Annotated in this window: 8 protein-coding genes and 1 rRNA gene; all 9 read left to right on the top strand. The window is 67.5% G+C overall.

Annotated features, from left to right (window positions below; translation table 11 throughout):
- A 5S ribosomal RNA gene (rrf, locus tag ABZ928_RS44375) occupies positions 1 to 95 on the top strand; the annotation flags it as partial.
- A gap of 60 nt (positions 96 to 155) precedes the next feature.
- Positions 156 to 803: an HAD family hydrolase gene (locus ABZ928_RS44370; protein WP_361532628.1), complete on the top strand. Its 648-nt coding sequence runs from the start codon at positions 156 to 158 to the stop codon at positions 801 to 803.
- A gap of 69 nt (positions 804 to 872) precedes the next feature.
- Positions 873 to 1,628, top strand: coding sequence for a VC0807 family protein (locus tag ABZ928_RS44365; protein ID WP_361532625.1), 756 nt, complete (start codon positions 873 to 875; stop codon positions 1,626 to 1,628).
- A gap of 82 nt (positions 1,629 to 1,710) precedes the next feature.
- Positions 1,711 to 2,931, top strand: coding sequence for an MFS transporter (locus ABZ928_RS44360; protein WP_361532622.1), 1,221 nt, complete (start codon positions 1,711 to 1,713; stop codon positions 2,929 to 2,931).
- Entirely contained in the window at positions 2,882 to 4,054 is a 1,173-nt protein-coding gene (locus ABZ928_RS44355) for an acetoin utilization protein AcuC (RefSeq protein WP_361532619.1), read from the top strand. The genes ABZ928_RS44360 and ABZ928_RS44355 overlap by 50 nt, the downstream gene beginning before the upstream one ends.
- Positions 4,055 to 4,240: 186 nt before the next feature.
- On the top strand, positions 4,241 to 5,056 hold the full coding sequence (locus ABZ928_RS44350) for a phosphatase (protein ID WP_361532616.1): 816 nt from the start codon (positions 4,241 to 4,243) through the stop codon (positions 5,054 to 5,056).
- Between the two features lie 129 nt (positions 5,057 to 5,185).
- Positions 5,186 to 5,398, top strand: coding sequence for a helix-turn-helix domain-containing protein (locus tag ABZ928_RS44345; RefSeq protein ID WP_004984898.1), 213 nt, complete (start codon positions 5,186 to 5,188; stop codon positions 5,396 to 5,398).
- Between the two features lie 156 nt (positions 5,399 to 5,554).
- The gene (locus ABZ928_RS44340) at positions 5,555 to 5,653 is read left to right on the top strand and encodes an AURKAIP1/COX24 domain-containing protein (RefSeq protein WP_003948845.1); all 99 of its coding nucleotides are present in this window, start codon (positions 5,555 to 5,557) and stop codon (positions 5,651 to 5,653) included.
- 326 nt (positions 5,654 to 5,979) lie between these two features.
- Positions 5,980 to 7,041, top strand: coding sequence for an NAD-dependent epimerase/dehydratase family protein (locus ABZ928_RS44335; RefSeq protein WP_361532613.1), 1,062 nt, complete (start codon positions 5,980 to 5,982; stop codon positions 7,039 to 7,041).
- Positions 7,042 to 7,046: the final 5 nt, after the last annotated feature.

Here is a 7,046-nt window from a genome sequence, read left to right as displayed (position 1 = left end):
AAACGCCCGGTTACATTCCGAACCCGGAAGCTAAGCCTCACAGCGCCGATGGTACTGCAGGGGGGACCCTGTGGGAGAGTAGGACGCCGCCGAACAAATTTTAGAAAAGGCCCACGCCATCAGGCGTGGGCCTTTTTGCGTTTAGGCTTCATCGCATGCGCTACGACCTGGTTATTTTCGACAATGACGGTGTCCTCGTCGACAGCGAGCCGATCTCCAACCGGCTTCTGGCCGCCTATCTGACCGAGCTCGGGCATCCGACCTCGTACGAGGACTCCATCCGGGACTACATGGGGTCCGCCATGCATCGGATCCATGACCTGATTGAGGAGCGGACCGGGCAGCGGTTGCCTGAGGACTTCGACGATGTCTTCCATGGGCGGGTGTTCGCCGCGTTCGAGCGGGAGCTGAAGCCCGTTGCCGGGGCTCTGGGGGTGCTGGAGGAGCTGGCGGCGGGCGGGGTGCCGTACTGCGTGGCTTCGTCAGGGAGCCATGAGCGGATTCGGGTGGGGCATCGGACGACGGGGCTGGACCGGTGGTTCGAGGAGTCGCGGGTCTTCAGTTCGCAGGATGTGGGGCGGGGGAAGCCGGCCCCGGATCTGTTTCTGTATGCCGCTGAGCGGATGGGGGTCGCTCCGGAGCGGTGTGTGGTGGTCGAGGACAGTCCGCTCGGGGTGCAGGCGGCTGTCGCGGCCGGGATGGATGTTCTTGGGTTCACGGCCATGACGCCTGCCGAGAGGCTCGCGGGGGCCACTCAACTCTTCTCCGACATGGGGGAGTTGCCCGCGCTGCTCAGCGGCTGACATTTGTCATGCCGAGCTCCGGACGATCGTTTCTACTGGGGGACCCCGGCCGGACGGGAAGCTGAGGGCATGACGACGACCAAGGCGCAGACGAGCAAGCAGAACCCCTTCCGGCCGCTGATCCTGGACGTGGCGGTGCCTGTCGGGTCGTACTACCTCTTCCGGGACGCCTTCGGGATGAGCACCTTCGCGGCGCTGGCCTGGAGCAGTGTGGTGCCGGCCGTCCGGACCGTGTGGGGTGTGGTCAAGGAGCGGAAGGCCAATGGGCTGGCCGGGCTCATCCTGGTCGTGAATGTCGTGTCGTTGGTGCTCAGCTTTGTCTCCGGGGATCCGCGGCTGATGCTCGCCAAGGACAGTGCGGTCAGCAGCACGATCGGGATCGGGATCCTGGTGTCGGTGGGGCTGGGGCGGCCGATGATGACCGCCGGGCTCAAGCCCTTCCTGGTCAAGACCGACGCCGCAAAGGAGGCGGCCTGGGAGCGGCTCCTCGGTGGTACCGCCGCTCGGTCGGGGGCCTTTCTCCGGGCGGAGCGGGTCTTCTCGGTGGTGTGGGGTGTGGTGCTGCTCGCGGAGTGCGCCGTGCGGATCGTGGGGGCGTACACCGTGCCCGTGGACACCATGGTGTGGCTCGGCTCGGTCGTCCTGGTCGGTGCGATCGGGGTCGGGATGGTTCTCGGTGGGGTGCTGGCCGCCGGGCCGATGGAGCGGATGATCGCCGAAGAGGTCCAGGTCAACGCCCAGGCCAACGGCCAGGCTGGGGTCCAGGTCGAGGGCCTGGTCGAGGCCGAGGGTGTGGTCACGACTGGCGTTGGCGTCGCCGCCTGACGGCCCTCCTCGGTAAAGCTGAGGGAAATTCATCTTTGGCTGGATCTACCCACGGGTAGTCCGGGGCCCTACGCTCGCCGCCATGACAGATGTGCTGCGGCGCGGTAGGGCCTCGTTGGCGTTCAGCTTCTTCGCCCAGGGGGTGGCCTTTGCCCTGCTGGTGACCCGGATCCCGGCGATTCAGGACCGGTACGGGATCTCCGACGGCTTGCTGCCGGCCTTTCTGGCCGCCGTGCCGATCCTGGCCGGTGTCGGGAGCGTGACGACCGAGAAGCTGGTGCGGCGCATACCGCCGAGCCGGTTGCTGCGGTGGGCCCAGCCCGTCGTACTGCTGGCGCTGTTGGGGGTCGGGGCCGGTGACGCGACCGTCGAGCTCGGGGTCGCGCTGGCCGCGTTCGGGCTCGCGGTGGGGGTGCTCGACGCCTCGATGAACATGCTCGGGGTGAGTCTGCAGCGGGCGTACGGGCGGAGCATCATGCTCAGTTTCCACGCCGTGTTCAGTCTCGGCGGGATCGTGGGGGCCTCGCTGGCGTGGGTGGGGGCGCACTGGGATCTCGCGCTGTTCGTGTCGTATCTGCCCGTGGTGGTCGTGCTGCTGCCGGCCGCGCTCGTCGGGAGTCGGTGGTACGTCGATGGCGGTGCCGAGGCTGTCGTCGAGGACAAGGGCGGTGTCGGTGAGGCCGGGGCCGTCGCCTTCAAGTTGTTGCTGCCGCTGTGCCTGGTGATGACCTTCGCGTACATCGGGGACTCGACCGTCTCCAACTGGAGCGCGAAGTATCTGGAGGACGTGCTGGGGAGCAGCGAGCAGCTGGCGACCGTGCCGTACAACGTCTACATGGTCACCACCCTGATCGGGCGGGGGCTCGGGGACTTCGGGGTACGGCGGCTCGGGGCTGTGGTGGTGGTGCGGGCGGGGGCCGTGGTCGCGGCTCTGGGGTTCGCGGTGGTGGCTGTGGCGCCGGGTGCCTGGGTGGGGATGCTTGGGTTTACGTTGCTGGGGCTGGGGTTGTGTGTGCTGGTGCCGCAGACCTTCGCGGCGGCCGGGCGGTTGTTCCCCGGGGCCTCTGATGCCGCCGTCGCTCGGCTCAATGTCTTCAACTATGTCGGGTTTTTGATCGGTTCGCCCTTGGTGGGGGCGCTCGGGGATGCCTGGAGCTATCGGGGGGCCATGCTCGTGCCGATGGTGTTGGTGCTGGTGACGCTGGTGTACGCCCGGTCGTTCGCCGCTCAACCGGACCGATACGGTGGCGGGCATGAGCGGCCGCGCACAGCTGATGTGGGACGAGGCAGTAACGGGCTATGACTTCGGTCCGGATCATCCGATGGATCCGGTTCGGCTTGCCCTGACCCGTCGTCTGGTGAGTGCCTTCGGGCTGGAACGGGACCTGGACGTCGTATCGGCGAAGCCCGCCGGGGAGTCGACGTTGCGGCTGGTGCACCGGGAGGACTACATCGAGGCCGTGAAGGCGGCCTCGGCGGATCCTGGGGCGGCCGAGGGGGCGTATGGGCTGGGGACCATGGATGATCCGGCGTTCGCGGGGATGCATGAGGTGTCCGCGCTGATCGCCGGGCAGTCGGTGGGGGCTGCTGAGGCTGTGTGGCACGGGGACGCGCTGCACGCGGTGAACTTCGCGGGTGGGCTGCATCATGCGATGCCCGGGGGCGCGTCGGGGTTCTGTATCTACAACGATGCCTCGCTGGCCATTGCCCGGTTGCTGGAGCTGGGGGCCGAGCGGGTCGCCTATGTCGATGTCGATGTGCATCACGGGGATGGGGTGCAGGCGGCGTTCTGGGAGGATCCCCGGGTTCTGACGATCTCGTTGCATGAGCATCCTCGGACGTTGTTTCCGCAGACCGGGTGGCCGGAGGAGACGGGGGCGGATTCCGCGGAGGGCAGTGCGGTGAATGTGGCGTTGCCGGCGGGGACCGGGGACGCGGGGTGGTTGCGGGCGTTCCATGCGGTGGTGCCGGAGTTGATCGCGGACTTTCGGCCGCAGGTGCTGGTGACTCAGCACGGGGCCGATACGCACTTCGAGGATCCGCTCGCTCATCTCGCCGTGTCGCTGGATGCGCAGCGGGCTGTGCAGGTGGCGTGTCATGAGCTGGCGCATGAGTACGCCGAGGGGCGGTGGGTGGCGCTCGGTGGGGGCGGGTACGCGGTGGTGGAGGTGGTGCCGCGGTCCTGGACGCATCTGGTGGGGATCGCTGCGGGGCGGGAGTTGGCGCCGGAGAGTGTGATTCCGGAGAGCTGGCGGCAGGAAGTGTTTGCTCGGACTCGGCAGTTGGCGCCTGTGCGGATGACTGATGGGCGGTGGCCGGTGAGTTGGGCGGACTGGGAGGCGGGGTACGACCCTGCGGACCGGTTGGATCAGGCTGTGCTGGCGGCTCGGCGGGCTGTGTTTCCGTTGCGGGGGTTGTTGGCCTGAGCAAGTGCCTCGCTGTGTGGGGTGGCGGCTGCGGGTGCGTTGTGGCTGGTCGCGCAGTTCCCCGCGCCCCTAAGCCAGTCCGGCGAGCGCCTGCTTATCCCGAACCGCACTCATGTGTTACGCCAACTGTGCGGTGTTTCCCTGTTCCCGTGCCCTCCCGTCCCCCCGTCCGTCACCATCGCTCCCGTGTTGAGCACCGGCGCCCTGCGCGCCCATCTGCTGGCTGCTCGTCTGGCCGGGACCGTGGCTACCTCTCGGGAGGAGAGTCTGCGGAGTTATCGGCTTTTCGCTGCTCGGGATCCACGCGTGCTGATCGGCATCGATCCTGAATGGACGTGGGGGCAGCGGGATTTGATCGAGTTGATGGCCGATAAGTGTGGGGTATCGAGCGATCCTCGTCATACCCAAGGCCATGATGTGATCGATCCGGAGCGGACTCTGGTCGCTCTCGATGCCTTCGCTGAACGGATCCGGGCTGCCGCGCAGCGTGGTGCCCCTGTGCTTCTGGGGACCGGGCATCCGCATCGGCTGCTCGGGTTCTACGCCGCGCTCGCGGACGCGTTGTCGGCGGCGGGATGTACCGTTCTCACCCCTGCGCATGGTCGCTGTGTCGACATAACGACCCGGTTCGGTCTACGCACGTACAACCTTGACTACGTACGAGGAGTCGCGCTCGTGCGAGATCCGGGCGCTTCGAGCCCCGGTCGTGCGACCGGCGCACACACGCATTCACCTCTCCCGGTTCGGCTCGCGCTCGCCGCCGCCGCGGAGGCGGACGGGGTGCTTCCCGAGCTTGTCATCGGGGATCACGGGTGGGTCTGCGGGGCAGGTCAGCTGGGGTTTGAGGCCATTGGGCTGGCCGACACGGATGACCCCGCGTTGTTCGTGGGGGAGGCCGAAGGCGTCGTGTCCGTAGTCGTTCCACTTGATGACGCTGTGCGGTCTGATTACTACCGGCCGCTTACCCGCTACGTACTCAATCGAGCGTGTCTGTCACAGTAGGCCGCCGATGGGTGCACCTCTTCCCCACTCGCATCACCCGCCCCTACATTGGGGAGTGAGCACGCAGCGACGAAGAGTCACCGGAAGGGGAAGCCGGTGGCCGTCGAGTGCGGAAGGTTCAGGTGTGTCATGGCTGCAGCAGGCGAGAGGCCTCTGAACGAGGTTCAGTTCCTTACCGTGGCGGAGGTCGCCTCGGTGATGCGAGTGTCGAAGATGACCGTGTACCGGTTGGTGCACAGCGGTCATCTGCCCGCGATCCGGGTGGGGCGGTCCTTCCGCGTCCCCGAGCAAGCGGTTCACGAGTACCTTCGCGAGAGCTATGTGGGGGTGGAAACCGCCTGACGGCGTGGGGCGGGGAGATCCTCAGGGCAACGTCGGGATCTCCCCTTTCCCCCTCGATTACGAGCTCAGCGCTCAGGCGGGTAGGCTAGCCCCTCGTAGGTCGTATGGGCCCATGGCGCCCAAACGCCGAGTGATGAGAAGTGAGCGAGGGTAGTCGTGGGCTCTGTTATCAAGAAGCGGCGCAAGCGGATGGCTAAGAAGAAGCACCGCAAGCTGCTCAAGCGCACGCGCGTTCAGCGTCGTAACAAGAAGTAGCCTCGGCTGCTGGTAGGACGACGCCGCGCAAGCAGCGTGATTTGTGGCCCCCCACCACACCCGGTGGGGGGCCACACGCATATCCGGAATCGGGAGCCGGGCCCATGCGTACGGCGGGGGCGCACGGCCCGGGGGCGTATGGCCGGGTGCGTACGTCTGACAGCGGCTGGCTTGGTCTGATCGTACGTCTGTGGAAGTCGTCACTTCGTGCATTGGGTGGTCATCACAGCGCAACATCGACCCGCTAAGTTGGCCGCACACGGGGAACGCGGCAGGGTACGCGGGGACGAGGCAGCGGATGAGTGCTGGAAGGAAGGCGCTGAATCTTGGGCAAGGTCGTGCTCGTGACCGGAGTGGCCCGTCAACTGGGGGGCCGGTTCGTACGACGGATCCAGCGTGACCCGCGGGTGGACCGGGTGATCGCGGTCGACGCCGTGCCGCCTGAGCATCATCTGGGCGGCGCCGAGTTCATCCAGGCCGACATCCGGCAGCCCACCATCGCGAGGGTGCTCGCGGAGACCGGCGCCGACACGGTCGTACACCTCGATGTGACGGCCATGGCGCTGGGCAGCGGGAGCCGGACGACGGTCAAGGAGACCAACGTCATCGGCACCATGCAGCTGCTCGGGGCCTGTCAGAAGTCGCCGACCGTCAAGCGGCTCGTCGTGAAGTCCAGCACCAATGTGTACGGCTCCGCGCCCCGTGATCCCGCCGTCTTCACCGAGACCACTCCGCCCAAGTCGCTGCCCAGCGGCGGCTTCGCGAAGGACACCGTCGAGGTCGAGGGGTATGTGCGGGGGTTCGCGCGGCGGCGGCCCGATGTGGCCGTGTGTGTGCTGCGGTTCGCCAACATCCTTGGGCCCAGCGCCGATACGCCGCTCGCGTCCTACTTCTCGCTGCCCGTGCTGCCGACCGTCCTGGGGTACGACCCTCGGCTCCAGTTCGTGCACGAGGACGATGTGATCGAGGTGCTGCGGATCGCCTCGCACGAGCCGGAGCGCGGGACGCTCAACAGCGGGACCTTCAACATCGCCGGTGACGGGGTGCTGCTGCTGTCGCAGTGCTCGCGGCGGCTGGGGCGGCCGACCGTGCCGCTGCTGCTGCCGGCGGTCACCTGGGCGGGATCGCTGGTCCGTACGCTCGGCGTGACGGACTTCTCGCCCGAGCAGATCCGGCTGCTCACCCATGGCCGGGTCGTGGCGACGGACCAGATGCGTGAGACGCTCGGATTCAAGCCGAAGTACACGACGGCGGAGACGTTCGCGGACTTCGCGCGTGGCCGGGGCCCTGGACTCCTACCCCCGGAGGCCCTTGCCGGGGCCGTCGACAGGATCGCCGCGCTGCCCGTCCTGGGCAGTGGCCACCCCCCGACGCAGAGCGCCAACTGAGGAGC

This window comes from Streptomyces sp. NPDC046909 (assembly GCF_040644695.1).
Classification (GTDB): Bacteria; Actinomycetota; Actinomycetes; order Streptomycetales; family Streptomycetaceae; genus Streptomyces.
Note: the sequence above shows the minus strand (reverse complement) of the source record. Positions and strands in the feature narration are given on the sequence as shown.